The 23,675-nt window shown below is 46.7% G+C and carries 22 protein-coding genes; 13 read left to right on the top strand and 9 right to left on the bottom strand.

What is annotated here, in order from left to right; translation table 11 throughout:
* The first annotated feature begins 280 nt into the window (after positions 1–280).
* Positions 281–712: a hypothetical protein gene (locus C5684_RS06615; RefSeq protein WP_233708686.1), complete on the top strand. Its 432-nt coding sequence runs from the start codon at positions 281–283 to the stop codon at positions 710–712.
* A 276-nt stretch (positions 713–988) separates the two neighbouring features.
* On the opposite strand, the gene C5684_RS06610 is transcribed toward C5684_RS06615, so the two are convergent.
* Positions 989–1,975: an asparaginase gene (locus tag C5684_RS06610; RefSeq protein WP_013890621.1), complete on the bottom strand. Its 987-nt coding sequence runs from the start codon at positions 1,973–1,975 to the stop codon at positions 989–991.
* A 292-nt stretch (positions 1,976–2,267) separates the two neighbouring features.
* Between C5684_RS06610 and C5684_RS06605 the strand changes: the two genes are divergently transcribed.
* From C5684_RS06605 to C5684_RS06560, 9 genes are all read left to right on the top strand, one after another.
* Complete coding sequence (locus C5684_RS06605; protein WP_013890622.1) at positions 2,268–3,068, top strand: HrcA family transcriptional regulator; 801 nt, start codon at positions 2,268–2,270, stop codon at positions 3,066–3,068.
* A gap of 14 nt (positions 3,069–3,082) precedes the next feature.
* Entirely contained in the window at positions 3,083–3,610 is a 528-nt protein-coding gene (gene grpE, locus C5684_RS06600; protein ID WP_013890623.1) for a nucleotide exchange factor GrpE, read from the top strand.
* Positions 3,611–3,631: 21 nt separating this feature from the next.
* Positions 3,632–5,500: a molecular chaperone DnaK gene (gene dnaK, locus C5684_RS06595; RefSeq protein WP_104639808.1), complete on the top strand. Its 1,869-nt coding sequence runs from the start codon at positions 3,632–3,634 to the stop codon at positions 5,498–5,500.
* 2 nt (positions 5,501–5,502) lie between these two features.
* Positions 5,503–6,372, top strand: a complete 870-nt coding sequence (locus C5684_RS06590; protein ID WP_104639807.1) for an MBL fold metallo-hydrolase — start codon at positions 5,503–5,505, stop codon at positions 6,370–6,372.
* Positions 6,373–7,003: 631 nt separating this feature from the next.
* Positions 7,004–7,606, top strand: coding sequence for a DUF1104 domain-containing protein (locus C5684_RS06580; protein WP_013890627.1), 603 nt, complete (start codon positions 7,004–7,006; stop codon positions 7,604–7,606).
* Positions 7,607–7,695: 89 nt separating this feature from the next.
* On the top strand, positions 7,696–8,190 hold the full coding sequence (locus C5684_RS06575) for a DUF1104 domain-containing protein (protein WP_104639806.1): 495 nt from the start codon (positions 7,696–7,698) through the stop codon (positions 8,188–8,190).
* A gap of 197 nt (positions 8,191–8,387) precedes the next feature.
* Positions 8,388–9,869 (top strand): catalase, encoded by a 1,482-nt coding sequence (locus tag C5684_RS06570; protein WP_013890629.1) that lies wholly within the window; start codon positions 8,388–8,390, stop codon positions 9,867–9,869.
* Positions 9,870–9,886: 17 nt separating this feature from the next.
* Entirely contained in the window at positions 9,887–10,741 is an 855-nt protein-coding gene (locus C5684_RS06565; RefSeq protein ID WP_104639805.1) for a transglutaminase-like domain-containing protein, read from the top strand.
* A gap of 35 nt (positions 10,742–10,776) precedes the next feature.
* A complete protein-coding gene (locus C5684_RS06560; protein WP_104629391.1) occupies positions 10,777–10,992 on the top strand; it encodes a hypothetical protein in 216 nt (71 codons plus the stop codon).
* A 71-nt stretch (positions 10,993–11,063) separates the two neighbouring features.
* On the opposite strand, the gene C5684_RS06555 is transcribed toward C5684_RS06560, so the two are convergent.
* From C5684_RS06555 to gabT, 8 genes are read right to left on the bottom strand one after another with little or no spacing between them, the layout of a single operon-like run.
* On the bottom strand, positions 11,064–11,795 hold the full coding sequence (locus C5684_RS06555; protein WP_104639804.1) for a hypothetical protein: 732 nt from the start codon (positions 11,793–11,795) through the stop codon (positions 11,064–11,066).
* Between the two features lie 55 nt (positions 11,796–11,850).
* Positions 11,851–12,990: a methyl-accepting chemotaxis protein gene (locus tag C5684_RS06550; protein WP_104639803.1), complete on the bottom strand. Its 1,140-nt coding sequence runs from the start codon at positions 12,988–12,990 to the stop codon at positions 11,851–11,853.
* 9 nt (positions 12,991–12,999) lie between these two features.
* A complete protein-coding gene (locus C5684_RS06545) occupies positions 13,000–13,488 on the bottom strand; it encodes a PAS domain-containing protein (RefSeq protein ID WP_013890634.1) in 489 nt (162 codons plus the stop codon).
* Between the two features lie 58 nt (positions 13,489–13,546).
* Positions 13,547–14,746, bottom strand: coding sequence for an L-2-hydroxyglutarate oxidase (gene lhgO / locus C5684_RS06540; protein WP_104639802.1), 1,200 nt, complete (start codon positions 14,744–14,746; stop codon positions 13,547–13,549).
* Position 14,747: 1 nt separating this feature from the next.
* A complete protein-coding gene (gene glaH, locus C5684_RS06535) occupies positions 14,748–15,707 on the bottom strand; it encodes a glutarate dioxygenase GlaH (protein ID WP_104629387.1) in 960 nt (319 codons plus the stop codon).
* A 14-nt stretch (positions 15,708–15,721) separates the two neighbouring features.
* Positions 15,722–16,972: an aromatic amino acid transport family protein gene (locus C5684_RS06530; RefSeq protein ID WP_104639801.1), complete on the bottom strand. Its 1,251-nt coding sequence runs from the start codon at positions 16,970–16,972 to the stop codon at positions 15,722–15,724.
* On the bottom strand, positions 16,972–18,405 hold the full coding sequence (locus tag C5684_RS06525) for an NAD-dependent succinate-semialdehyde dehydrogenase (protein WP_104639800.1): 1,434 nt from the start codon (positions 18,403–18,405) through the stop codon (positions 16,972–16,974). Before C5684_RS06525 ends, C5684_RS06530 begins: the two co-directional genes overlap by 1 nt.
* The gene (gene gabT, locus C5684_RS06520) at positions 18,402–19,664 is read right to left on the bottom strand and encodes a 4-aminobutyrate--2-oxoglutarate transaminase (RefSeq protein WP_104639811.1); all 1,263 of its coding nucleotides are present in this window, start codon (positions 19,662–19,664) and stop codon (positions 18,402–18,404) included. Before gabT ends, C5684_RS06525 begins: the two co-directional genes overlap by 4 nt.
* A 128-nt stretch (positions 19,665–19,792) precedes the next feature.
* Between gabT and C5684_RS06515 the strand changes: the two genes are divergently transcribed.
* Genes C5684_RS06515 through C5684_RS06505 form a run of 3 tightly spaced genes read left to right on the top strand, consistent with a single transcriptional unit; the run spans position 19,793 to position 22,362 of the window.
* Positions 19,793–20,941 (top strand): glycosyltransferase family protein, encoded by a 1,149-nt coding sequence (locus tag C5684_RS06515; protein WP_104639799.1) that lies wholly within the window; start codon positions 19,793–19,795, stop codon positions 20,939–20,941.
* Positions 20,942–20,974: 33 nt separating this feature from the next.
* Positions 20,975–21,868: a DMT family transporter gene (locus tag C5684_RS06510; RefSeq protein ID WP_104639798.1), complete on the top strand. Its 894-nt coding sequence runs from the start codon at positions 20,975–20,977 to the stop codon at positions 21,866–21,868.
* A gap of 47 nt (positions 21,869–21,915) precedes the next feature.
* Positions 21,916–22,362: a CoA-binding protein gene (locus C5684_RS06505; protein WP_013890642.1), complete on the top strand. Its 447-nt coding sequence runs from the start codon at positions 21,916–21,918 to the stop codon at positions 22,360–22,362.
* Positions 22,363–23,675 lie beyond the last annotated feature (1,313 nt).

Genomic DNA, 23,675 nt, shown 5'->3' with positions numbered 1-23,675 from the left:
CAAGACACCAATTGTGCCAGTATAATGAGGTTATCGCTCCATTGTGCATTCAATTTCTGCTCGTATGCTCTGCAAAACACCATGTGAAACCTATAGCATGGTTTGTGTGGGCATTAAATCTACTCTTACTTTTGCCTTCAACCTTTTGTAGGGCAACACTTTTCTCTTGTAATGCCATGCAAGAATGATCTCGAGTTATTTAGGTTTAGGAAAACACAAGCCTAAAATTTCTGCTATTTCATCATGCTCGTGTTTTTAGTTCTCTTGTTTTTGGAGTTGCTTGATAGTTTTTTCACTACTATGCCATATGCGCAATAGTTCTCACTTTGATAACGGCGTTAAAGAGGATTATTGCCACTTGCTTGTAGAGATTTTCAATGGTTTATGCAAGAATTTAGACAAACTAGGCGATGCGAAGTTTGACACCATCACACAAAAGACAAAAGACTCATGCTTTGCGATTAGAAAGAGGTTGTGGGTGCAAAAAGAGGGGTGGCACATGGATAAATCTAGTGGCTTTTTCTCTCTTGCCCCCTTGTTAAACCAAAAACCTATACCCGTGCATGAGATACGCCAATTGCTCATGTTGCAAGATGGTGGGGCACAAATCAAGCGTGTTCTAAAAGACATTGCCAAGGCAAGACCCTTAAAACCCCCTATAAAAGCCTTTTGCAGGCAAAAGCTAGGGTTTGTTCTAAAAGTGAGAGCTTAAAATACCTAGACTTTGGCAAGCCCTCAAGAGGGCTTTTGAAGTGAAAAGTTGTGGTATGACTGGAGATTCATTATTTTGGAAAACTAGAGTTTGTGGGAGGCAGATAATGGCTGGTTGGGTGGTGTGGTAGCAGAGTTAGAGGACAGACTTTAGGAGAAAATGGCAAAACCAACACAGCGTTTTAATAGCTCTAAGAGGCTCGTAGAGCGACAAGTAGAGGGTGGGGAGTTTAAAAGATGTGCCCCAACTTGGCACCCAGTCGCCCCGCATATGGGATCAATGCGTGTTAAAAAACTCTTGGATTTTAGCCACATCCTTAGTTTTTAATAGGGCTAGTTGCAATAAAACCCGTGCCTTTTGGGGGTTGAGATTATCGGGGGTGATAAAGCCATATTTGGCATCATCAACTTCTGTGGAGCTCACAAGCCCGCCCCCCGTGCGGCTCGCACGCACCACAATCACGCCCTCTTTAACCGCCTTACCCATCGCATTTAAAAACGCACTCCCCGGATTGCCATTCCCCATGCCTGCAACCACAATCCCCTTAGCCCCATTGATGATTGAGTTTTCCAGCAGAGAGACTTTGCAATCCACATGGGTATAGATCACCACCACCTTAGGCAATTCTTGGATTTTCTCCAAGCCCAAATCGCTTTGCAAGGTGTGTTTTCTTAAAGACTGCATATAAAAATGCACTTTACCATAATAAACACTCCCGATTTTGCCACAATTAGGCGAGCAAAAAGCATGGACACTGCTTGTATGGGTTTTCACCACCTCACGCGCACAATGGATTTCATCATCCATCACCACCAAAACGCCCTTACCCACACTCTCTTTATTCAAAGCCACCGCCACCGCATTGTATAAATTCAGCGGACCATCCGCACTCATGCTAGACCCATTACGCATCGCCCCCACCAGCACCACAGGCTTAGGGGTTTTGAGCGTGAGGTGCAAAAAATAGGCACTCTCCTCCATGCTATCTGTACCATGCGTGATCACAAAGCCCTTGATCGCTTCTTGTTGTGCCAAAGTTTCGATGCGTTCCCATAATTTAAACCAAATAACCGAATCCATATCCTGAGAGCCCACATTGGCGATCTGTTCGCCCTCAATATCGACGACATGGTGGAGTGGTGGCAATGCCTCCAACATGCGATCAACGCCCATTACTGCACTGGTATAAGCCCCACTGATCTGACTCTCACCCCCTCCAGCAATTGTCCCGCCTGTGGCTAGCACCATCACCTTTGCCTTCATTTTGAAGTCTCCTTTAAGTTTTTTGGGCATTTTAGCCTAAAAGGCTAAATTTAGATACAGGCATGGTTGGGGCAGACTCATTTTGCCCTCTGCGGGCTTTTTTTATTCTTTAATAAATGCCACTCATAGCAAGTATTATTAATCAAATAATTAATATAAATTGATACAACTTCTATCAAGTTTTGGGTTTTAAGCCCTAAATTTTAGCAATATTTTAAAAAGAATGCTAAATTTTGCAAAATTTATGTTATAATGCGCCCAGTTTAAAAGATTGTGAAAGGTTGGTGTTTTAATGAGCGTTAAAAAAGATTGGCTTTTGGAGGCTTTTATTAAAGCTTACCTAGATAGCCACACGCCCATTGGATCGGAGAGTTTGCGTCTGCTCTTGCAAGGAGAGGACATGCAGATTTCTTCTGCCACCATCCGCAATTATTTTAAACGCCTCACCTCTGAAGGGGCATTGCGCCAAAGCCACACCAGTGGCGGGCGTATCCCCACCACCCAAGCCCTCAAAGATTATTGGCGTGCCAAGTTAGACACCGCCACACTCTTAGAAGTGGATTTAAACAAAATCCAAGAAGCCAGTGCGCGTTATGGGATTTTTAGTTTTATTGAGCGTTACAAGCAAGCCATCTTGTTAGGTGTCTATAATTTCCAAGCACGCTTTTTGATCCTAGATTTTGGGACGACTCAGATGTTACTGGGCTATAGCAAGAAACTAGAATCTTTTTTAAAAGATTTGGTGGGGTTAGGGTGTCAGGCCATCCAAGATGCCGCCTTATTGGTGTGTATCACCAGTCTAGCCAAGCAAATTAAGAATTTCTATCAAGAACGCTTCTATTTTGGACTCTGTGCCCTAGCCCAACTCTTGCTAGCCCAAACCAAGCATGAAAAGCTGTTTTTGGAGATTTGTGAGGGGAGCGTTTTTTGGCATCTCAAGCAAGGCTTGCATTTTGAGCGTGTTTTGCCTTTGGGCTTTTTGGGGGTGGTGCAATCCATCACCACACAGGGGCTAAAAAGTAAAATGTTCTGTGTGGGGAGCTTGGAGCGGGATTTTGAGGGGTTTTACAGCGCGATCACGCGTGCATCTTAAGTGAAAGGGAAGAAATGGCAGAAAATGAAGAAGTGGTGGATCAAGAGGGAGAGATCACCCAACCAGATTTAGATCAGTCTGAAAAACCAGAGATTGACTACCAACTCAAATTCAAGGAGGCACAAGATTTATATGTGCGCACCCATGCGGATTTTGAAAACGCCAAGAAAAGGCTAGAGAAGGACAAGGCGATGGCGTTAGAATACGCCTATGAAAAAATCGCTAGCGATCTCTTGCCCGTGATTGATGCGTTGCATGCCGCTTTGCAGAGTGCGCAAAAAGAGGAGGAGGGCAGAGAGGCACAGCCTATTTCTCAAGGGTTAGAACTCACCTTGCACAAAATGCATGAGGTGCTGGCCAAACATGGCATTGAATGTGTGGAGTGCGTGGCAGAATTTGATCCTAGCGTGCATAATGCGGTCATGCATGTGAGCGCGGAGCACAAGCAAGAGGGGGAGATTGTGGAGGTCTTCCAAAAAGGCTACAAGTACAAAGAGCGTTTATTGCGCCCTGCGATGGTGAGCATCGCTAAAAACAATTAAATTCAACACAAAGGATACAAAATGGCAAAAGTGATCGGCATTGATTTAGGCACAACCAATTCTGCAATGGCGGTTTATGAGGGCAATGAGGCAAAAATCATCGCCAACAAAGAGGGTAAGAACACAACCCCCTCAGTGGTGGCTTTCACCGATAAGGGCGAAATCTTAGTGGGCGAGAGCGCTAAACGCCAAGCGGTTACCAACCCAGAGAAAACCATTTACTCTATCAAACGCATTATGGGCTTGATGAGCAATGAGGACAAAGCCCAAGAGGCAAAAAAACGCCTACCTTATAAAATTGTGGATCGCAATGGGGCTTGTGCGGTGGAAATTGCGGGTAAAACTTACACCCCCCAAGAAATCTCGGCTAAAATTTTGATGAAACTCAAAGAGGACGCTGAGAGCTATTTGGGCGAACCTGTTACAGAGGCGGTGATCACCGTTCCGGCTTATTTTAATGATAGCCAAAGAAAAGCCACTAAAGAGGCGGGCACCATTGCGGGCTTGAATGTGTTGCGTATCATCAATGAGCCCACTTCAGCCGCTCTTGCTTACGGCTTGGATAAAAAAGAATCCGAAAAAATCATGGTCTATGACCTAGGCGGGGGAACATTTGATGTTACCGTGCTTGAAACCGGGGATAATGTGGTTGAAGTGCTCGCCACTGGGGGAGATGCGTTCTTAGGGGGCGATGACTTTGATAACCGCATCATCGATTTTATCGCCAAAGAATTTGAAAGCGAGAATGGCATTGACATTAAAAAAGACATTATGGCGTTGCAACGCTTGAAGGAAGCGAGCGAAAATGCCAAAAAGGAACTCAGCTCGGCTCAAGAGAGCGAAATTAATCTGCCCTTTATCACCGCAGATGCCAGCGGTCCTAAGCACTTGGTCAAAAAGATCACCCGTGCCAAATTTGAAAGCTTAATTGATGATCTCATCAACGATACCATCAAAAAAATTGATAGCGTGATCCAAGATGCGGGCTTGAGCAAGGGGGATATTGCAGAGGTGGTCATGGTGGGTGGATCGACTCGTATCCCCAAAGTGCAAGAGCGGGTTAAGGAGTTCATCAACAAGGATTTAAACAAGTCGGTTAATCCCGATGAGGTCGTAGCGGTGGGGGCGAGTATCCAAGCGGGCGTATTAAAGGGCGACGTCAAAGATGTCTTGCTCTTAGATGTGATCCCCTTGAGCCTTGGCATTGAAACTTTGGGCGGGGTGATGACTAAGGTCATTGAAAAAGGCACGACTATTCCGGCTAAAAAAGCCCAAGTATTCTCCACCGCCGAGGATAACCAACCTGCCGTGTCTATTTTGGTCTTGCAAGGTGAGCGCGAATTTTCCAAAGACAACAAGTCTCTAGGCAAGTTTGATCTCACCGGGATCGCCCCAGCCCCTAGAGGGGTACCCCAAATTGAGGTTACCTTTGACATTGATGCCAATGGGATTTTAACGGTTTCGGCTAAGGACAAAAATACCGGCAAATCCCAAGAGATCAAGATCTCTGGTTCGAGTGGCTTGAGCGATAGCGAAATTGAAAAAATGGTTAAAGATGCGGAATTACACAAGGAAGAAGATCGCCGCCGTAAAGAGGTGGTGGAGGCTAAAAATCAAGCCGAGAGCCTCGCACACCAAACCAAAAAGAGCCTAGAGGAGCACAAAGCCAGCTTAGAGCCTAGCGAGGTGGAGAAAATCCAAGGTGCACTCAACGATTTAGAAGCCACTCTTAAAGATGAGGGTGCAACTAAAGAAATGGTAGAGGCCAAGATGAAAGCCTTAGCGGAGAGTTCGCACAAGCTCACCGAGGCGATGATGAAAAAGGATCAAGGGGCAGCGCAAGCGTCTAAGAAAAAAGAGGACGATGTGATCGATGTTGAAGCGGAGTAGGGGTGGAACCCAAGCATTTAGGGCGTTTTAGCACCCAAAGTATCCAAACCTCTTTGACTCTTCCCTCTCTTCAGGAGGGGGTTTACCCCCTTGCAGAGGGGGCGTATTTTGTTAAAATTGTCCGTGGTGGCAGTTTAGAATGGGTCATTAACAATACCTGCGATCACATGGGTAACCCCCTCTGTGGGGGGGGGGGGAATACTCTGCGTTGTCCCAAGCATGGGTGGGTTTTAGATCTCAATTCTCTTACCTACACCAATGGGGCATGTAAAAGGCCACTTGATCCGACCAGCTACACTTTAGACAACCACACCCTAACCCTAATAAGCGCAACAAGCCTAACCAATCCCTACCTCCCCACCCAAAAAGGGGGTTTTATTTGCCGTTATCTTAACCATGCTTGTTTGTATTTTGAAAGTGCGGGGCTTAAGATCATCACCGATCCATGGCTTGTTGGTCCTGCCTTTTTAACGGGATGGTGGCTAGCAAGTCCTAGTTCTCAAGAAGCCATGGCATGTTTGCAAGAAGCCGATGTGATCTACATCTCGCACAACCATCCCGATCACCTAGGCCCTGAAACCTTTGTACACATCCCCAAAGATAAATTCTTTATCTGCGCTAACTTTGAATCCCAAAGCACCAAAAAGGCGTTAAAAAGTCTTGGATTTACCCGAGTCATCGCCCTAGATTTTGGGGAGATTTATGCATTTAATGATCGCATATCCTGTGCCGTCTTTAAATCAGGGGATTTTAGGGATGATAGTGGACTGTATCTTTGTTTGGAAGGGCATGAAGTGCTCTTGAGTGTGGATAGCAATTTCTTAAACCGCCACACACTCCCCCAGCATCTCACTTTACCAACCGCGCCGTAAAGCCCCTAGCTTTAGCTATGGGGATATAAGGCTAGCACAAGCATGTCTGTTCTAATATTTGTGTTGCAATCAAGGGGTAATACCCTTGGGGTTGGGGCATCAACCTTTGGAATAGGGAATGTAAGACTCCAAACGGAGCTATCCTGCTTGAAGCCGCGATCTCCACTAAAGCTAGAATCCCCTAACTTTAGTTATGGGAGAGTATGTCAATTACAACACTCAGGTTACAGCGATAAGCAGATTGTAATCTTTGTCCCTACTAATGACGATTTTAGCGTGGTGGTGGACTTGAGAGTGGAGGCCAATTTTGCTAACCAAACTTTCCGCATCCTTGAACCCACAGAGGAAATTTTAGAATCTCAAGAAGGCTTTAGGGTGATGGTGCTCAAAAATCCGTGCCGAAGTTCTTGCTTGCGTGGTGGAAAAACATCTGCCCTTTGAGGACTTCTCTATTGGCTTTCATTGCCGTATCTACCGGCAACCCAACACCTACGAAAGCACTTTTTGGTTCCACTTCACCAATGTCTATGCACACACTTGCTTGGTGTAGTGGGCGCAATTAAGCTTATATTTAACTAGGACTAGCTAAAATAGCGATCGTTTTTTTATTTCAATCACAAAGGGTCGGTTTATGCGTCGGTTTTTAGGAATTTTTTTGATGGGCATGTTGTCTTTGGGTGTTGCAAACGCTAAAGATTACTCTAGTCTAAGTGGTCCAGAGTTGATCAAGTTAGCCGGTAAAGTGCCAGCTGAAGATGCTTTGGAGTTGCGCGCAGCAGTCCATAAGCATGTTGAGAGCTTGAAAACAGCGAAAGCTAAAAATAGCTTCAAATGGAAGTTCAAACAAGCAGCTGAAGCCCACTTCAAGAAAATGAAAAAGAAAGATTTTGTGGCTATGCGTGAGGAAGTCCGCAAGGAATTTGAGGAAGCCACAAAAGAACATTCTCCAGATGAACTCAAAGAAATGGGTCTAGCTGGAGTCCATGTTTGTAAGGGCGAGGTGCGTAAAGTGTGGTGTGCTTCTAAAAAGAAAAAAGGAGTACATAAAGAAGGTGCTCACAAAGAGGGCAAAGCCCACGGACACCACGAGGGTGGTCATAAGGGTATGGAAAAAGCTAATAAGGGCGGTTCTATGGAACACATGGAACATGGCGATAAAGAAATGCCAAAAGCCCCTGCTAAAAGTGGCGGTGCTGAAGAACAAGCTCCAAAATCAGAGGCACAACACCAATAGTCTAGAACTTTAGGGTCCTTTTGGGGACCCTTGCTTTTATTCCTTTTTGTTTTTTCTCTCTTTTAAATTTTCAGTGTTGGAAGGTGCGTATGAAATCTGTAAAATTGGGTTTATCAACTTTGGTCTTGGCTAGTCTGTGCTCGGGTCTATGGGCAAATGGGGTTTCTTTTAAGGACAAGAGTAACCAAGAGTTAATCGAGATGGCAGGTAAAGTGGTCCCCAATGAAGTCCCAGACTACCAAATGGAGCTTTTTAAACGCATGAAGGGCATGAATGCGGAACAAAAAAAGAAATTCCATGACCAATTAAAAGAAGCTGCGGATAAAAACACCGAAAACATGACCATGGAGGAGTTTGAAAAACGCCGTGAGGCTATCCGTGCAGCCATCAAGGCACGCATTGCCAAGATGACGCGTGCAGAATATAAAAATAGCGGTTTGTCTGCCAAGTCTTGTGGTTGCCATGCCAAGTGTAATTGCGATGTTGCAGGACCTTGCACTTGTGGTAAACACGGAGACAAGCACGATCATAAACATAAGCCCGTGCCCGAGCATCACGAATACGGGGATAAACACGAATCCTAGTCATATCCTAGCTTTCTTTGGAGACCCATCCTAAGATGGGTCTTTTTCTCATAATTGCGACATAGTTACCATACATAACATCCTAAGAATTTAGTTAGGTTTTTATTTCCTTTTAAGGGTTAGATAGGGCGTTTTTGTGCTACACTTCTAGGCGAATCCAAATTTGGGGTTCTAAAAAAATATAAAGGATTTTCCTAATGAAGTACAAAGAAGTTGTTTTAACCACCGCAACGGGAACGCCCATTGCCAATAACCAAGATGTTTTGACCGCGGGTCCAAGAGGTCCGGTTCTCTTGCAGAGCACTTGGTTTTTAGAAAAATTGGCGCATTTTGATAGGGAGCGCATCCCCGAGAGGGTGGTGCATGCTAAGGGTAGTGGGGCTTATGGCACTTTTACGGTTACCAAAGACATCACCAAATACACCAAGGCTAAAATCTTTAGCAAAGTGGGTAAAAAAACCCCTTGTTTCTTCCGCTTTTCCACTGTGGCGGGTGAAAAAGGCTCTGCTGATGCTGAAAGAGACCCCCGTGGCTTTGCGATGAAGTATTACACCGAAGAGGGCAACTGGGATTTGGTGGGTAATAACACCCCCGTGTTTTTTGTGCGCGACCCCATCAAATTCCCCGACTTTATCCACACCCAAAAACGCCACCCACAAACCAACCTACGGGACAGCACGATGGTGTGGGATTTTTGGAGCAATGTGCCTGAGAGTTTGCACCAAGTTACCATCGTAATGAGCGATCGGGGTATCCCTGATGGTTATCGCCACATGCATGGCTTTGGTAGCCACACCTTTAGTTTAATCAATGCCAAAAACCAACGCTTTTGGGTGAAGTTCCACTTTAAAAGCATGCAGGGCATCAAGAATCTCACCAGTGAAGAGGCTGCTAAGGTGCGCGCACACGATCTCGATTCTGCCCAAAGGGATTTATTTGAAGCCATCGAGCGGGGCGACTACCCCAAATGGCGGATGTCTATCCAAGTGATGCCTGAGAGCGAGGCTAAAACCTATCGTTTCCATCCCTTTGATGTTACCAAGACTTGGAGTCAAAAAGATTACCCGCTAATCGAGGTGGGGATTGTAGAGCTCAACAAAAACCCAGAAAACTACTTTGCTGAAGTGGAACAATCCGCCTTCACCCCTGCTAATGTCGTCCCAGGTATTGGCTATAGCCCCGATCGCATGCTACAAGGTCGCTTGTTTTCCTATGGGGACACGCACCGCTACCGACTAGGCGTGAATTACACCCAATTACCCGTGAATGCGCCCCGTTGCCCTTTCCATAGCTCATCACGCGATGGCTACATGACCAATGGCTACTACGGCTCGATGATCAACTACAACCCTAGCTCCTTCCCGGGCTATAAAGAAGATCCCAATGCTAAAGAACCTAAACTAGACTTGACTAAGCTAGAAGATGAGTTTGCGGCTTATGACTATAACTTTAGGGATTATGACACTGACTACTACACCCAACCCGGCGATCTCTACCGCCTCATGCCCAAGGATGAAAAAGAGAGGACTTGCCTTAACATCGTGCATTCTATGCATGGCGTGCCCGATAACATTGTGAAACGCCAAATCGAGCACTTTAAAAAAGCCGATGCCAATTACGGCAAACGGGTAGCCGAGCTATGGGCACAAATGAAACGCATGCATAAAAACAAGGCATAGATAGGTTTGGAGCAAATATGCAACGCAGAGATTTTATCAAAACGGGCATTATGGGAACGGGCATGTTGGTTGGGGCGGGCTTTTTGGGGGCTAGCCAGTCCCCTTCTCCAAAGTCTAAAAGACACCGCCTCTACCTAGACTATGAAATCCATGTGGCATCTTCCAAACAAACAAAAATGTGGATTCCCCTCCCCCTAGCCACAAATTACCAGCAACCCAGCAACCTCCGTGTGCGTGGCAATTACACCCATTTGGAGGCTAGGGACACCGATCAAGTGCCCATGTTGCATGTGGTCTTTGACAAGCAAGAGCCTGTTAAACGCGTGCAGATTCAAGTCGATGTGCGGCAGCTCGAAGCCAACCCTGCTGGTCTTAATCCGCAGGATTTGGCGCGCTTTTTAGAGCCCACGCGTTACATCCCCATCAATGCAGAGACCATCAAGCAAGCCAAGGAGTTGGCGGGGGTCTCTGCCAAGCAGAGCGTGGATCGCTATTATGCGTGGGCTAAAGAACATGGGACAACGGCTACTTTTGTTTCGCTGTGTCGGAGTGCGGGTATTCCGGCTAGGGAGGTGCAGGGTTTTGAGTTAGGGCATCAGTTGGCTTTAGGCGTTAAAGCCGAGGTGTTCTTGCCTAATGAAGGTTGGGTGCGCTACGATCTGCAAGGTGCGCGCAATTCCAAATTAGATGGGCGGGGCCGCTGGATAGGGGATTTTGTTGCGCTCAACTTTCAAAAAGATACGCCCTTGGATCGCTTCTTAATCGATTCGTTTAACGGGGCGTTTGCTCTGATTGATGGGGATAATTTGGCTTACTACGATGCGAGCTATTTTGTCCAAGATCTGAGCTATAAGACACTCCACGCCGTTTAAAAAGAGTGGGGCGGGTGGCACAGCATGGGGACTAGATGGAATTTTTAAAAAAACTCCTTGTGGAGTATAAAAGCAGACTCTTTGTGATTTACTGGCTCCGCTGGATGCTCTCTGCTGTGGTCATGTTGCCCTTCATGCTCTTGTTTGAGTGGATGCACACCCCCCTTTGGCTCAATCTTTTCTTAGGGCAGACCATCGGAGCCATCATTTTCTTTAAGATCGATAAATTCATCTTCCGCAAACAAGATTAGTTTTAGTCTTGCCTGAGCAACCACGCCACAGACTCCAAGTTTAGAAGTCCCAGCGTGGTGCTAGACTTTCTTTAAACACACTCCAACATTAGGCGTGCCATTAAGGATAATTCCAACTTACTAGAAAAGTGTTCTTTGTTTTGAGCGGGCAGGGTGCTTAAGCGTGTGGTGGGGTTATTGCCGTAGAGATCGAGGTGCTGGATATGGCATTGCTTGTTAAGCTTTTTTTGCCAAAAATTAGCTTGTTCTTGAGCCTTTTGCACCAAGGCACCTTGCAAAGAAGCCCAGTCTAAATCCTCTGTTTTGAAGTGTAGGGCTGGGGTGTTGAGCACAAAAAGCGTGCTCTTAGCCGCCACTTGTGCAATTTTATCACGCAAGGTTTCATATTCGGACAACTCGGAGGCTTTGAAGCTACAGCCCATATCCGCATAAAGTTTATAGCCAGTCAAAACTTGCCTATTGTCCTTATCAAAGGTGTAATTGGGTTTGAGGCTGTAACTGGTCGCATGGCATAGGTTAGAATTTTTAACAAGTTTATTGATCTCTAAAAAGCCCTCTTTGATACTTTCCTCTTGTTGGGAGCTTAGAACCGGTGCGCTCAACAAGGCATTTGCACTGCTAAAAACAAGGTGTGTGGTGTAGGTTTTGGGTGTAACCTCTTGGGTGGTTTGGATTTCTAGGGTGATTTGGGTTTTATCCTTTTTGGATGCGTGTTTGCCCAAGATGAAACGCTCAAAGGCTAATCCGCCTATGAAAAAGCCCAAAAAAACAAGCCCCAGCCCGATCGCAACCAATTTCTTCATATCATCCCCTTAAGTTAAATGGGGGTGATTGTAGCGATCTTAAGTCAATGCACCCTTAAGAGACGGGCATAGAGTCCAAACTCCGCAAACGCACCACCATGTCATTGACCTCGTGTGAATTATAGTGTGCCTTGAGATGTTCTAGCACCTCATTAATGAGGGATAATCCATCTTGGCTCACAGCCTTTTCTAGCTCGATATTAACCTGCTTATTGGTGATCACGCTCCGATAAACATTCATTTTCAAAATGATCCATTCGATGTGGCGCATCACATTCAAAAGCCCCGTTTCCAATTCCTGATTATTGTCTAGGCTCTTGTGGCTATCGGCTACAAAGGTCTGCAAAATCTTTAGAAATTCCTCAAAGTGGGTGTTAATCCCCGCGCTTAGTTGGGCAATTTCTGTAAATTCCTGCCCTAGTTTGTCAATCCCCTCTTTAAATTCGCCAAAACTACTCTTAATGCTCCCCACCTCCTTAGCCACCCTCTCGGCTAATTTTCTAATCTCATCAGCCACCACCGCAAAGCCCCGCCCATGCTCCCCACTGCGTGCGGCCTCAATGGCAGCATTTAGGGAAAGCAAATTGGTCTGATCAGCAATATCGCTAATCACATTGGTAACTTGCATCACAAAATCCATGCTGCTCTCCAACTCACCCATCACGGCGTTAATGTTGGTGCAATTTTCATTGAAGTGGAGCAAATCGGTATGGATTTTTTGGATCGCATCTTGGTTTTTCAGTGAGCTCTGCTCAATATTTTGCGCCAACTCCTTATTTTCTACACATTGATCGATGCGTGTGCCAAGCTTGGTCAAAACATCTCTAATGCCCTTAGCACCGCCATCCATATCAGCTAATTGCAACACAATGGCATTGTTGTTAGAGGCGATGATTCCCTCTACATGGGACTCAGCATGCTCGGCATATTGTTTGAAAATCCCACGATAACCCCCATAAAACATATTGCGGTAATCCTTGCCATCTTTGGCTGCCTGCACACAAGCATTCATCTCTCTAAAAACCGATTCCACTTGATCTAAAAAGTCATTCAAGCCATGCATGATATTTTTGTATTTGCAATTCTCATCAATGCCCGTAATGCGCACTTCCAAATACCCATCTTTAATGGCATTGACGAATTCCTCGATCTTGTTTAACGCCATATCCTGTTTTTTATCAAACAACCCTAACATGTGTGCCCTTTATAGCCGTTGCAATTTATTGACCCATTCATCATAGCCACAGCCCTGTTTGTCTAGCACCTCTTGCAAATGCGTGCTACTTGTCTGCATGCCATGCCTTTTTTCCACCTCGAGCAAATCCGCATAAATGGGCGTGATAATATCCAAGGCTTTTCTATTGGGCGCGCGCCGCACAGAGTAATAACCAATGGGCTTATCTTCATCATCAACAGAAGCGGTTACATTGGCAAAGACCCAGTAGAAATTCCCATCAAAGGTTTTATTTTTGATGTAAGCAAAAATCTCTCTTTTGTCCATAATCGCCTCCCAAAGCATCCTAAAAATAACCTTGGGCATTTCTGGATGCCGCACAACATTGTGTGGCTTGTGCAAAATCTCCTTTTCGCTGCATTGGACAATGTCCAAAAAAGGCTTATTGGCGTAGGTGATGGCACCCTTTAAGTTGGTCTTGGTAACCAAAAAATGATCCGGTTTAACAAACTTTTCCATAACTGCGATCCTAATTTTAAAGAAGTGTCGATTCTGATGTCATCCACTTTTACAACCCTCAAACAACCGCCTCTAATTGTAACAAAACATGCTTGCCTATGGGTAAAGCCGCCGTGGCTGCTGGGCTAGGCGCATTGCATACATTGATCGTGCGTTGCGTGTTGTAAAACAAGAAATCCTCAATGAGCTCCCCACTCCCACTCACCGCTTGGGCGCGCACGCCAGAGGGGTGGTGTTCTAGGTCCTCAAGTCTTAAGGACGGGCAATATTTTTGTGCCACGGAGAGGTAACTTTTCTTGCAACAAGAACGCTTAAACTCGCACAAGCCAACCTTAAAATGGGTCTTGATCACTTGGCGCACGCCCTTATGTGCCAACATCTCTTTACAATCCTGCCAACTCACATCAAATTTAGAATACCCCTCCCGCTTGAGTGCCAAGATAGCATTAGGTCCCACGCTGATCCCCCCACCAACCATGGGGGTCAAATGCACGCCTAAAAAGGGCATACTCGGATCGGGTATGGGATAAATCAAGTGTTTGACTAGCTCATTGCGATCGGGGGTGAGTTTAAAATATTCCCCCCTAAAGGGGCAGATGGTAAAATCTGGCTTTAAGCCCAGCATTTTTACTAAGCGATCAGAATGTAAGCCCGCACAGGTGATCAAATAATTACACTCAAACACCCCCCGCGTGGTGGTGATCTTCACCCCTCTAGCATGTTCGCTCAAACCCACCACTTTAGCATTGTAAAAGACCTCCCCACCTCTATTGTTAAACAAAGTCCGCATGGTCTGCACAATAGCCGGGTAGCTCACAATCGCACTACTGGGGAAGAAAATCCCCCCCAAACCCGTAATGTTGGGCTCTCTCTCTTTGAGCTCTTGAGCGTCCAAACGCACCCTCTCCAAGCCATTTTCTTTGGTGCGCTCCCAAAGCTCCTCCATGTGTTGCATTTCTAGCTCATCGCTAGCGACCAATAGCTTCCCGCATTCCTTATAGACGATCCCATGTTCCTCACAAAAGGCTTTGGTCGCTTTGTTGCCCTCATAGCAAAACTGCGCCTTGAGCGTGCCGGGGGTGTAATAGACTCCTGCATGGATCACCCCACTATTGCGCCCGGTTTGGTGCAATGCGCTGGCGTTCTCCTTTTCCAAAAGGGCGACTTTGGAGTCAGGGTATTGTTCGAGCAACTGCATTGCCACCGAGTGCCCTAAAATGCCCCCTCCGATGATGATGAAATCATAGATGACAGCCATGCTAAAAGTTTTTGAAATTTTTATAGCGGCTAAAGGGGTTGGTGCTGAAAGAAAAATAACCCCTTTGGCGCATCAATTCCCGGCGCAAGCCCGCATGGGGTTTGAATTTATCCCGCCCATGCAACCAAAAAAGATTGTTGATCAGCAAAAACTGCCCCACGGGCACAGGGAAAGAAAGCTTGGCTTTGGAGTTTTCTAGCGAATCCCCCAAATCCGCCAAATAAACCCCCTCTTCATAGTCTTTGGGCTGGGCAAATTGATCGATGTAGAGCATGACCGGCTTGGCATGGCTATCAGCCTCAAAGACCGGGTGATAGACATCTTGGGTAACATTCTTGCTAGGCGGGGCTGCCCAACGCATAACCCTCTTAGCCATGTGGTGGTTGTAAAACTTGCCTAGCTCCTCCCAATCATCTAGGTGCAGGAGTTGCGAATCTCCACCCTCCATGTTTTGCTCATCAATCTTATACATCAACACATAATCGGTAACCTCATTGACATAAGTTCCGTCATTGTGGAGTTCTAAAGGCTTGTCGGGTTTTCTTAGGTAGCTATCCGAATTGTCCGTATTGAGCACCGCCCAGCGGGCATAATATTGCCCGGTCATCTGATCGAAGTTAGATCGCCCAATCAAATGCACAAAAGCCGTGGCGATTTTGACCATCTCATCGCCCTGTTCAGCGCGATTAATCCCCTCTGGATTGACCAGCAACGCCCCCGCATTGCGATCGCCCAAAGCGCGTTCTAAAAAGGGTTTGAGTTGGTGATCGCAGATTTGATCTAAAATCTGTGCCACTCTAAAACGCAAAAACGATTTATACTCCAAAGCCTGCACCGGATAAACTTCAATTTCTTTTAAAAATTGCGTAATACCCTCTTTGCTGATCGTAACCTGCAAGAGCCTATTAGAATAAGGGGTAGGTTTTACGCATAAATTTTGGGATTGGACATGATAAGCCATTTGTTCTCCTTTCATCAAGTCAAAGTCAAAATGCCATAATGCGCCAAAATGGACCCTAAAGTGGCTCCACAATAAACCACGATGATGCCAGCTTTTACGATCCTATGCGTTAGCATTCTACCACAAATATAACCGGTTGGTTGTTCGTTAAAATCCCGTGCCCGGTGCAAGATTAAAATTGGGAATAAACTTAACACCAAAGCCCCCACCACGCCGGGCCAATACAACGCCTGATCCACGCTATCAATGGCATCTAGCAACACCAAGATCAAGGGGGGCAAGACCACAGCTAACAAGACCCAAAAGCGGGTTTGCAAATTGCGCTCAATGTCTTTACCAATGTGGTTAGCAATATTGGTTAAAAACATGCCCCCAAGCCCCCAATAAGAGGTCAAAATCGCACAGAGTGCAAAAATATTAGCCGTGTAATACGCCCATGCCCCAATGGATTTCCCCCAAGAGAGAGTCACCACATCGGAGACATTTTGCAAGCCCTCTAGGCTAATGGCTGAAAGTGGGATCAAGGTGAGCATCGCAAAAGTGATAATATTGCCCACAACAATGGCTTTTGGCAAGAGCTTAGGTTGGTGGGCAAACCCACGCGCCATTTCTGGGACGATGTATTGCGAGGAATAGACAAACACCACAACATTAAAAATCGGCACGCTAGAGAGGACATAATTTTCCCCCAATTCCAAAAGATGGCCAAAATTGGTTTTATCCTTAAAAAAGGTAGAGATAATCAACACACACAAAATCACAAACATCACGCCTACAATCTGCTTTTCCCCCCGCCCAATGGCCTTTAAGCCCAGCCAAAGCACCAAAGAAGCAGGGATAAAAAAGATCAGACTCCCCCAATGATTAGGCAAACCCAATAATGCGTGCAAAATCCGCCCGCTGGCCTTTTCATAAGCCATCAGTGCCCCTAGCGCAGTTACAGCCACCGAGATAAACATGGCATATTTAGCCGGTTTACCTAAGTATTTGACGCATAGTCCGGTGAGTTGCAAAGGTTCTTTGGTGCGCATGCTAGCCTCAGCAATGTAGAGCATGGTGATCGTAGATAAAATCCCAGCCACAATGAGCCAAAAGAGTAAGGGCAAAAAGCCCGCATTTTTGGAGGTGTTGGCAATGGAGAGAATGCCAATGCCAATATTAGTGCCCACTAGCATCGCCACCCCCTCTAAAAAAGTCAGCTTTTTTGTTTTGGGGTGTCCCCTAAGTTCGGCTAAAAACTCCTCCTTAGCCTCCCTAAGTGGCACTACTTTTCCTCTAAATCCACGCACATGTATTTGAGCTCCAAATAATCCTCTATGCCGTATTTAGAGCCCTCTCTGCCCAGTCCGCTTTGCTTGACCCCGCCAAAGGGGGCGGTTTCTGTCGAGATGATCCCCGTATTCACGCCCACAATCCCATATTCTAAAGCCTCGCCCACACGGAAAATGCGCGCAGGGCTTTGGGTATAAAAATACGCCGCTAGCCCGTATTCTGTGGCATTGGCTTTAGCAATCACCTCCTCTTCATCCTCAAAGCTAAACAAGGGGGCTAGGGGACCAAAGGTTTCTTCTTTGGCAACCAACATCTCTTGATGGACATGGGTTAAAATCGTGGGTTCAAAAAAGCTCCCCCCCAGCTGGCTAGGCTTGCCCCCGCTTAAAATTTGTGCGCCCTTAGAGGTGGCATCAACGATGTGTTCTTGCACCTTGTCTAATGCCTTGAGATCGATTAAAGGACCTTGCGTGGTGCTTTCTTCCAAGCCATCGCCTAGTTTTAAGCTTTCGACTTTTGTTTTCAACATCTGGCTGACTTGGTCATAAACGCTTTTTTGCACATAAATGCGGTTAGCGCACACGCAAGTTTGCCCGCTATTGCGGAATTTGGAGGCTAAAATCCCCTCCACAGCCTTTTGCAAATGGGCATCCTCAAAGACAATGAAGGGCGCATTGCCCCCCAGCTCTAAGGATAGTTTTTTAATGCTAGGCGCGCTCTGTGCCATGAGTAGCCGCCCAACCTCTGTAGAACCTGTAAAGCTGATTTTGCGCACCAAATCGCTCCCACACAGCACCTTAGAGATCATGCCAGCCCCCCCACTCGCCACACTGAGCACCCCGCTAGGCACGCCCGCTTTTTGGGCTAAAACCATGAGCGCATACGCGCTTAGGGGCGTTTGGGTGGCGGGTTTGACAATCATCGAGCACCCACAGGCTAGAGCGGGTGCAACTTTACGGGTGATCATCGCACAGGGGAAATTCCAAGGCGTGATCGCCCCACACACCCCGATAGGTTGCTTGAGCACCAAGATTTTTTGATTTTTTGCCACACTGGGCAGAATATCCCCATCAATGCGTCTTGCCTCTTCAGCAAACCAGCGCAAGAAATTCGCCCCATAGACAATCTCGCCCCGTGCCTCTTTGAGGGGTTTGCCCATCTCTTGGGTCAAAATGCGCGCCAAATCCTCTTGGTGCTCCAACACCAAAGCATACCACTTGAGCAAAACATTAGCGCGCTCTAGGGCCAACTTGCTTGCCCATAGCTTTTGGGCTGTGTGCGCTTGAACAATCAGCCCCTCTAGTTCCTCTTGGCTAATATCCTTCACAAAGGCTAGGGTTTTGCCAGTCGCCGGGTTAGTTACGGGGATAAAGCCCTCTTTTTCTTGCTGGCTCACAGAGGGGTGATCTAAGAGCTTGAAATTCATCTTGTAGCCTTTTTAATGGCGTGTTCTAAAATCCCCAGGGCGCGATCAAATTGCTCTTGGGGGATGGTGAGCGGATAGAGGAAGCGAATCACATTCCCATAACCCCCACAAGTGAGCAACAAGAGCCCTTGATCCATCGCCTCTTTTTGCACCCCCTTAGCCAAATCTGGGCTAGGCTTGCCCTCTTTAAAAAGCTCTATAGCCACCATGGAGCCTAGCCCCCGCACTTGGGCGATCTCTTTAATCTCTTGTTGGAGAGTTTGGAGCTTTTGGGTGAGTTGTGTGCCTAAGCTCTGGGCTTTTTCATTGAGTTTTTCCTCTTTGATGATCTCTAGCACCTCTAGGGCAGCAGCTGTGGCTAATGGGCTACCCGCATAAGTCCCCCCTAGTCCCCCCGGGCTAGGCGCGTCCATGATCTCTGCTTTGCCTACAATGCCAGAGAGGGGCAAGCCCCCGCCCAAACTCTTAGCCATGCAAATCAGATCGGGACTGACCTTAAAATGCTCCATCGCAAAGGTTTTCCCCGTGCGTGCAAAACCAGTCTGCACCTCATCGGCGATCAAAACAATCCCATGCGTGTTGCAAAACTCTCTAAGCTCTGTTACAAACTCCACTGGAGCGGGGTTAAACCCCCCCTCGCCTTGCACGGGCTCAAAAATGATAGCCGCCACATCTAGCGGGGAAATCGAGCTTTTACAAATGTGCTCTAAACTTTTCATGCTATCAGCCACACTCACCCCATGCAAAGCATTAGGATAATAAGCATGATAAACCCCCGGATTACCCACACCTAATTCGGCTTTATAGGGCACGACCTTACCGGTCATGCTCACTGCCATCGAAGTGCGTCCATGGAAAGACCCCCCAAAGGCAATCACGCCATAGCGTTTGGTGTGGGCTTTGGCAATTTTGATCGCATTCTCGGTCGCCTCCCCCCCTGTGGTGAAAAAGCATGTCTTTTTAGCCCCCTCAATGGGTGCTAAGGCATTGATCTTTTCGGCCAATGCCACATAACTTTCATAGGGGCTGACTTGGTAGGCACTGTGTGTGAAATGCTCTAGCTGTTTTTTAACCGCCTCCATCACGCGTGGGTGTCTATGCCCCACATTCAACACCGCAATCCCGCCGGCAAAATCAATAAACTCACGCCCATCCGTGCTTTTCAGCGTGGCATTCTGCGCTTCCTGCACAAACCAATCGCACACAATCCCAATCCCCTTAGGTGTGGCTTGTAATCTACGGCTTAACAAATCTCCCATGATCGATCCTTTAGTTTTATTCTCAAGTAGGATTGTATAGCAACTAACTAAACAAATACCTAGCCCACCAAAAACACCCGCCTTAATGGGCTTTTCTTGTATAATAATGCCCCAAAACAAGGAAAACAATGCCCAATTCCCCCCGCACGCTCTTATTAGTGGCTGCCCACCCCTTAAATAGCCCGCGCCCTTATCGCTTAAGAAAACTCTTAAAGCCCCACCACCAAATTAGCGTGATGGGCATTAGCAAAACGCCCCTGCCCCCCCAAGAGGGTTTGGCAATTTTCACTTACCCGCCCTACCCAAAGCGCAATTTTTTACAAGAATGCAAGCTTTACACCGATGTTTGGTTGCAAAACGATCACGCCCTTATTTACACCCAAAACCGCGCCCAAATTGTGGAAGTGTTGCGCGAACATGCCTTTGATTTTATCTTTTGCTTTGATCTAGTCCTCTTGCCTATTGTGCTAGCTTACAAGAAAAATGCCAAAGTGATTTTAGATGCACGGGAATATTACCCGGCACAAGATAGTAGTAATATCCGCTGGCGTTGGCTCTTTAAAGCCTTTTTCACCCGTTTAACCAACACCTACATGCCCCGATGCGATCACATTTTGAGTGTGTCTAAAGGCGTGCAAGGACTCTATGAGAGTGGGCATGGGATTTCTAGTAGCGTGTTTTATTCCTACCCCTTTTACCACGAACTTAAGCCCACACCCACCAAGCCCGATCAAATCCACTTGATCTACCATGGGGGGGCAAGTTATAACCGCAGTTTTGAGGGGTTGCAAACCATGATGGAGTATTTGAGCGATCATTTAGGCGATTGGCGTTTTTGGCTAACCTTGATGCTAGTTGCCCCGCCCGCACGCCTAGAGGAACTCAAAACCAAGCTCGCCCACACCCGCATTAAAATCATCCCCCCCGTGGAGTTTAAAAAGATCATTAATTTTAGCAATGCCTTTGATATCGGGCTGTATTTTAGCCCGCCTGTCAATCTGAATATCAAGCACGCCATGCCTAATAAGTTTTTTGAATATATCCAAAGCCGTTTGGCTCTGTGTGCCGTGCCTAATGTGGAAATGCAAGCCATCATTGAAAAATACCAAATTGGGGTGGTGAGCCAAACCAGTAGCCCACAAGATTTAGCCCTCACACTGCATAAATTACGCCATGAGGACATCGAGTTTTACAAGCACAACACCCAAAAAGCCGCCCAAGAACTCTGCGCCCAGCAAAACCAACTCCCCCTTTTAGAGTTGCTCCAAAAAATTTAAAGAGGTGTGCTAACATAGGTCTTTGGAGCGCACATGAATATTAGATTGGGTCTGTTTTACATGGCTTTGAGTGCTTTTAGTTTGGGGGCGATGAACGCCTTGATCAAAATTGCCAGTGCCTATTATTCGCCCTTAGAGAATATTTTTTACCGCGCCTTTTTCACGCTCCTTTTTTTGGGGTTCTTCTATTTTATCAAGCCCTTTAGTTTTAGGGCTTATAAAAAGGGGGGCGGGGTTTTGCTATTTTGGCGCATGGTGGTGGGGGCTTTGGGCATGACCTTGATGTGCTACAATGTCTATACCATGCCCTTAGGCACGGCTAGTGCTTTTAATCAAAGTTCCCCCCTATATGCCATTTTGATCTCTTTTTTGATCTTTAAAGAACCCGTGAGCTTGCGCTTGATTGGGGCGGGGGTGGTTGGCGTTTTGGGCGTGGTGTTTGTGGCTAACCCCCACACCAGCGGGCTAACTTGGGTGCAAGTTGCCTCTGGCGTGCTCAATGGGGTTTTAGTCGCCATCGCCTACACCAGCTTATACCGCCTCAAAGAGTATTATAACGGCGCATTTGTCGTTTTTATCTTTAGCTTGTGCTTGAGTTGTATTGGTTTTGTAGGGCTCTGGATTGATTTCCCCCCTTTTGCTACGGGTTATCACCCCATGCGCTTTAGTGGGGCTTGGTGGCATTGGGATCTTTGGGTGTTGATGGGGATGGGTTTAAGCGGGACTTTTGGGCAATACTTTTTAACCAAAGCCTACATGATTGCTCCAGCTGGGGCGATTTCGCCCATGATCTATAGCCGTTTGTTTTGGAGCGTGAGTTTTGGGATGTTGCTAGGCGATCCATGGCTGGGCTTTTGGGAGGGGCTTGGCATGGGCTTGATTGTGCTTTCAGGCGTGCTCATCGCCTCTTATGCGCGCAAAAAGTGATATTTAACATTCTTGGAGTATAATGACTCCTTTTGCAAAGGATAGACATGGATTTTGACATCGAGCATGGTGATCACTCCACTACGGAGTTGATTTTGCAGTATAAATATTTGGCTATTGTGGGCTTGAGCCCCGATCCCTCTAGGGAAAGCCACCGAGTTGCGGCGTATCTACAAGAACAAGGCTACCACATCACGCCCGTTTATCCCGATGACTCCAAACCCATTTTAGGGCAAAAGGTCTATAAGACTTTGAGTGCGGCTTTGCAAGACAAACACAAAAGGGGGGAGACGATCTTTGTGGTGGTGGTTTTTAGGAAGCCAGAAGCCGTTTTAGAGGTCGCCAAAGAAATGTTGCAAAACGATCCCATTCCTCTTGTCTTTTGGATGCAACTAGGCATTAAAAATGCGGAGGCTAAAGCCCTCTTAGAGGCAAAAGGCGTGGTGGTGGTGGAAGATAAGTGCATGCTTGTGGAACACCAAAAGCTATTTTGAGCGCGCCCAACACGCTCCCTAAAAACCCTCTTTCCAAGCCCCTTTACTACATTCTCCTAGCCTTGATTGTGGGGGTTTCTCTGTCTTTGGGTATCTATAAAAGCCTAGAAATCTCGATTAGCTATAAAGAAGCCCTATTTTATTTTAGCACACCCCATTTCTTAGCCGATCGCCTCTTGTTCCAAGCCCTACATGCCTTTGTGGAGGGAATCGGGTGTGCCCTGCCAAAAGATTTGGTGTTGCGCTTGCCCGGTTTGTTCTTGCATGGGCTCAATATTGTTTTAATTTACCACATCAGCCACAAAATGCCCCTCAAAAAGCCCTATGATCCCCTCTTTGTGGCTCTCACCTTTGCTTTGCTCCCGGGCGTGCAATTAGGGGCGATTTTGCTGGGCAAGGTTAGCCTCTTGCTCACCCTCTCATTTTGTGTGTTATTGGGTTTTTATACATGGGTTTTTTACCCCCTTGTGGGGCTGATTGCCCTATCTGATGGGAGCGCAATGGTGTNNTTGCTCTATGCGTTCAAACAACGCTACGCCCTTAAAATCGCGCTTTTATTGATTGCTCTCAGTTTCAATCTCTACTATTTTAACTCCATCAAGGGCATGCCAGAGGGTTTTTTCATTGATACCCTAGTGGTGATGTTTATTCTCTATTCGCCTTGTTTGTGTCTTTATTATCCCTATGTTCTCTACGCCCAGGTGGTGAAGAACTACAAACAAGATAGCCTCATAGGCATCGTGGCAACAACCGGGTTTGCTCTGCCCTTGTTGCTCTCTTTACGCCAAGAACTCCCCCCCCAATTTTTAAGCTATGGGGCGGTGGGCATGCCTATTTTGCTCCAAAAAGCCCTCTCGAGTATCCGCTTACATTTGCCTATTTTTAGAAGCCATTACTATATCCGCTATAGCTTGGTTTTTGGCACGCTTTTTTTAGAGAGCGCGTTTTTATGGGGGGGGTATAATCCCTTTGTCAGCACGCACTATATTGCCAAAGAATTAGCCACAGCCCTCAAGGCAAGGGGCATTGAGGCTATCCATGTCAATTCCTATCAAATGGCTTTACGCCTAAAATTCTATGGCATCCACGATCGCGCAGATCTTTTCTTGGTTAAACAAGGCAAGCAAGGGGAGATTAAAATCCGCTATAAAAATAAAGTCGTGGCTTCCTATGCGATCAAAACCCACAAGCCCTAATGTGCCCCGCTTTTTTATTGCTCGCTGAAAGCCCTCTAAGTGCTAGCCCCAGAGCTTATCGCTTAAGCCTAGCCCTGCTAGCCCTCTACCCCCACACGCCCCTATTTGTACTATCCC

Origin of the sequence: Helicobacter bizzozeronii, from assembly GCF_900196775.1 — a bacterium.
GTDB lineage: Bacteria > Campylobacterota > Campylobacteria > Campylobacterales > Helicobacteraceae > Helicobacter > Helicobacter bizzozeronii.
Note: the sequence above shows the minus strand (reverse complement) of the source record. Positions and strands in the feature narration are given on the sequence as shown.

Bases quoted from the DNA above. Each gene is read 5' to 3' on its own strand.
- C5684_RS06610 (WP_013890621.1), bottom strand. From the start codon at position 1,975: ATGAAGGCAAAGGTGATGGTGCTAGCCACAGGCGGGACAATTGCTGGA.
- C5684_RS06605 (WP_013890622.1), top strand. From the start codon at position 2,268: ATGAGCGTTAAAAAAGATTGGCTTTTGGAGGCTTTTATTAAAGCTTAC.
- grpE (WP_013890623.1), top strand. From the start codon at position 3,083: ATGGCAGAAAATGAAGAAGTGGTGGATCAAGAGGGAGAGATCACCCAA.
- dnaK (WP_104639808.1), top strand. From the start codon at position 3,632: ATGGCAAAAGTGATCGGCATTGATTTAGGCACAACCAATTCTGCAATG.
- C5684_RS06580 (WP_013890627.1), top strand. From the start codon at position 7,004: ATGCGTCGGTTTTTAGGAATTTTTTTGATGGGCATGTTGTCTTTGGGT.
- C5684_RS06575 (WP_104639806.1), top strand. From the start codon at position 7,696: ATGAAATCTGTAAAATTGGGTTTATCAACTTTGGTCTTGGCTAGTCTG.
- C5684_RS06570 (WP_013890629.1), top strand. From the start codon at position 8,388: ATGAAGTACAAAGAAGTTGTTTTAACCACCGCAACGGGAACGCCCATT.
- C5684_RS06565 (WP_104639805.1), top strand. From the start codon at position 9,887: ATGCAACGCAGAGATTTTATCAAAACGGGCATTATGGGAACGGGCATG.
- C5684_RS06560 (WP_104629391.1), top strand. From the start codon at position 10,777: ATGGAATTTTTAAAAAAACTCCTTGTGGAGTATAAAAGCAGACTCTTT.
- C5684_RS06555 (WP_104639804.1), bottom strand. From the start codon at position 11,795: ATGAAGAAATTGGTTGCGATCGGGCTGGGGCTTGTTTTTTTGGGCTTT.
- C5684_RS06550 (WP_104639803.1), bottom strand. From the start codon at position 12,990: ATGTTAGGGTTGTTTGATAAAAAACAGGATATGGCGTTAAACAAGATC.
- C5684_RS06545 (WP_013890634.1), bottom strand. From the start codon at position 13,488: ATGGAAAAGTTTGTTAAACCGGATCATTTTTTGGTTACCAAGACCAAC.
- lhgO (WP_104639802.1), bottom strand. From the start codon at position 14,746: ATGGCTGTCATCTATGATTTCATCATCATCGGAGGGGGCATTTTAGGG.
- glaH (WP_104629387.1), bottom strand. From the start codon at position 15,707: ATGGCTTATCATGTCCAATCCCAAAATTTATGCGTAAAACCTACCCCT.
- C5684_RS06525 (WP_104639800.1), bottom strand. From the start codon at position 18,405: ATGAATTTCAAGCTCTTAGATCACCCCTCTGTGAGCCAGCAAGAAAAA.
- gabT (WP_104639811.1), bottom strand. From the start codon at position 19,664: ATGGGAGATTTGTTAAGCCGTAGATTACAAGCCACACCTAAGGGGATT.
- C5684_RS06515 (WP_104639799.1), top strand. From the start codon at position 19,793: ATGCCCAATTCCCCCCGCACGCTCTTATTAGTGGCTGCCCACCCCTTA.
- C5684_RS06510 (WP_104639798.1), top strand. From the start codon at position 20,975: ATGAATATTAGATTGGGTCTGTTTTACATGGCTTTGAGTGCTTTTAGT.
- C5684_RS06505 (WP_013890642.1), top strand. From the start codon at position 21,916: ATGGATTTTGACATCGAGCATGGTGATCACTCCACTACGGAGTTGATT.